General features: G+C 67.4%; 5 protein-coding genes. 3 read left to right on the forward strand and 2 right to left on the reverse strand.

Annotation, left to right across the window (positions count from 1 at the left end; all coding sequences use genetic code 11):
- From C1I97_RS35025 to C1I97_RS35035, 3 genes are all read left to right on the forward strand, one after another.
- A partial coding sequence (locus C1I97_RS35025; RefSeq protein WP_111006992.1) for an OmpA family protein occupies positions 1 to 505 on the forward strand: 505 nt, incomplete at its 5' end.
- An 89-nt stretch (positions 506 to 594) separates the two neighbouring features.
- The gene (locus C1I97_RS35030) at positions 595 to 876 is read left to right on the forward strand and encodes an Arc family DNA-binding protein (protein WP_111006993.1); all 282 of its coding nucleotides are present in this window, start codon (positions 595 to 597) and stop codon (positions 874 to 876) included.
- Between the two features lie 5 nt (positions 877 to 881).
- Positions 882 to 1,268 (forward strand): hypothetical protein, encoded by a 387-nt coding sequence (locus tag C1I97_RS35035; RefSeq protein ID WP_258382891.1) that lies wholly within the window; start codon positions 882 to 884, stop codon positions 1,266 to 1,268.
- 25 nt (positions 1,269 to 1,293) lie between these two features.
- On the opposite strand, the gene C1I97_RS35040 is transcribed toward C1I97_RS35035, so the two are convergent.
- Together C1I97_RS35040 and C1I97_RS35045 are read right to left on the reverse strand one after the other, a co-directional pair.
- Complete coding sequence (locus C1I97_RS35040; RefSeq protein ID WP_111006994.1) at positions 1,294 to 1,485, reverse strand: hypothetical protein; 192 nt, start codon at positions 1,483 to 1,485, stop codon at positions 1,294 to 1,296.
- Between the two features lie 10 nt (positions 1,486 to 1,495).
- Positions 1,496 to 2,347, reverse strand: a complete 852-nt coding sequence (locus C1I97_RS35045) for a helix-turn-helix domain-containing protein (protein WP_111006995.1) — start codon at positions 2,345 to 2,347, stop codon at positions 1,496 to 1,498.
- Positions 2,348 to 2,656: the final 309 nt, after the last annotated feature.

Raw genomic sequence — 2,656 nt, forward strand, 5'->3', positions numbered from 1 at the left:
CTCCGCCTCCGCCCCCGTGAAGGTCGACCCGGCCGACCCCGACCTCAAGCTCCCCGAGGGTGCCACCCTCGCCGAGCCCAAGGTGCTCGACATCAAGTTGGTGGTCGAGGACCAGGGCGGCGAGGAACGCCGTGAGGACACCAACACCGACGTGACGTTCGCCCTCCAGGCCGAGGTGCTGTTCGCCAAGGACAGCGCGAAGCTGAGCGACCGGGCGAAGGCTCGTATCGACGCGATCGCGGAGGAGATCAGGAAGCAGAAGTCGACCCAGGTCCGCGTCTTCGGCTTCACGGACAACCTCGGCACCCACGCACACGGCGTCGTCCTGTCCAAGCAGCGCGCCAACGCTGTCCAGGACCTCCTCTCCCAAGGCCTGAACGACCCGAACGTCACCTTCGACGTCCGCGGCTACGCCGAGCAGTACCCCATCGCGGACAACTCCACGGAGGACGGCCGCAAGAAGAACCGCCGAGTGGAGGTCTCGTTCCCCCGTACCCAGAGCTGAGCGGTCCTGGAGTCTCTGTGCCCGTTCCATCCCACCGTCGGCGGACGCGTACCTCGCCCACCGGCGTATACGCCGCGTATACTGTCAGCATGTCCGACGTCATGATCCGCGTGCCCGCCGAAGTTCGTGATCAGCTCGCTGCCGTGGCCGAGGCGCGGGGGACCAGTCTGCGTGCCCTCATGCAGGAGATAGCTGCTCAAACCCTGACCCCCGAGCAGATCAAGGCCAGGGCCGACCGCACCCGTGACCTGCTCGCCGAGCGGTTCGGGCATTACGTGACGGACGAGGAGTCCGCGGAGATGCGGCGCAAGATGCGGGCAGCCACCGCCGCACACCGTGCCGCGCTCGCGGAAACGGAGTCATCCGGTTGAGCCAGGTGATCGAACACTACGTCCTGGACAGTTCCACGCTGCTGGCGATGGGCGGCAACAAGCAGGTCTCCGGCCTCATCCATGCCGCGGCCTCCAGCGACGACGTGCGCCTGTGGGTGCCTGTGCTGTGCCTGTTGGAGGCTGAGCGGGAGCGTGCGGGGATTGTCGCCCATGCGGGTGTGCTGCTGGACGTATTGAGCGTCATCGATGACGACTACGCGATGGCCATGACCGTCGCCGAGTTGCTCCGCGACAGTGTCGCCTTCGGTGTCGCAGCAGCCGTGCATGTGGCCCGGCCCAACCCGATGCTTCCCGACGGCGCGCTGGTGGCCACTGTCGCGCCGGAGGCCTACAACGGGCTCGGAGTCGGGGTCATGGACCTGAACCGTTGACGGTCGTGACTCCGAAGCGCCGCTCCTACAGCAGGTGGTCGGCCCTCCCCGCCTTGATCTCCAGGATGAGGGCGCGGAGGGCTTCACGGCTGTCGGTCAGGGGGCGGTCCTCCTGTTCGGCGACGGCGATGTAGGCGTTGCCGTCGGTGTCGGTCCCTATGCGGAAGCAGTTGTTGCCTTCGCCGCAGAAGGGCTCTTCCCAGTCGATCTCAGCCACGGTGGTCTCCTCACAGCTCGCGGGCGACGGTTCGGATGAGGTCGCGCGAAGCCGCCGGAGGCAGCGCCGCGTCGTCCATCCAGTCCAAGTGGGCACGGTACTTGCTGAGCTGGGCTTCCGCGCTGGTGAATTCCGGCCCATGTGCGGAGTCCAGCTGCACGGTGTCGAGTTGAGGCACGACGCCGTCCGCGTAGAGCAGCGCATGCCCCGCCCCCGGAAATCCGCTCACGTTCGTCGGAATCACCCGCATGTCGATGCCGTCCCGCTCGGACTGGGCGGCCAGGTGGTCCAGTTGGTGTCGAGTCACGTCGTCACCGCCGAACCGCATGCGCAGCGCGGCCTCATGGATGTACGCGACATACGGGAGGGGCCCGGGCCGCTCGAAGACCTGCTGGCGCTCCATGCGGTGTGCCACCCGCAACTCCACCTCAAGCCGACTCAGCGGTGGCAGTACGGCGGCGAAGACGCCACGGGCGTAGTCCTCGGTCTGTAGCAGCCCAGGCACGTGCATGAACTGCACCGTCCGCACTCGCGTGGCGTGCCACTCCAGCTCGGCGATGTCCAGGAGCCCGGCGGGCAGGGTTCCCCGGTACTGCTCCCACCAGCCCCGCTCCTTGTTCTCGGCGATGGCGACCAGTGCGTCGACGTAACCGCTGTCAGCACAGGAGTAGTTGCAGGCCAGTGTGCGGATGCGGTCCGCCGAGAAGGGCCGGATTCCGGACTCCATGTTGGACAGTCGGGTCCGGTCGATACCGAGCAGGCCGGCCGCGTACTCGGTGGTGACTCCTGCCGCGAGCCGCATCTTCCGCAGCTCGGCACCCAGCCGTTTCTGCCGCTCCGTCGGCGTACGCCTCGTGGTCATGCTGCCCTCTCTCGCGCTGTGGTCGCCCACAGTCTGCCGGGGAGCGCCGCTGCGGTCCATCACGCGGAGGGGGCAATTATCTCCAAAATGTTGGACACATTGACCCTGCCGCCCTTACCTTCCGTGACAGATCGATTACGACCCTTCGCCCACCGGACGGAAGCGCATCGCCCATGCCAAGCCAGGCCCGGGTGACAGGCCACCGTGCGCGCGGAGAGACAACCACCCCACTGACCAAGGGAGTTGCCATGCCCGTCACCCTGACCTCGGCCTGCCTGCCCCACACCCCCACGGACCAGCCGCCGGCAC

The sequence above is a fragment of the Streptomyces sp. NTH33 genome (genome assembly GCF_003236365.1).
Lineage (GTDB): Bacteria > Actinomycetota > Actinomycetes > Streptomycetales > Streptomycetaceae > Streptomyces.

Bases quoted from the DNA above. Each gene is read 5' to 3' on its own strand.
- C1I97_RS35030 (WP_111006993.1), top strand. From the start codon at position 595: ATGTCCGACGTCATGATCCGCGTGCCCGCCGAAGTTCGTGATCAGCTC.
- C1I97_RS35045 (WP_111006995.1), bottom strand. From the start codon at position 2,347: ATGACCACGAGGCGTACGCCGACGGAGCGGCAGAAACGGCTGGGTGCC.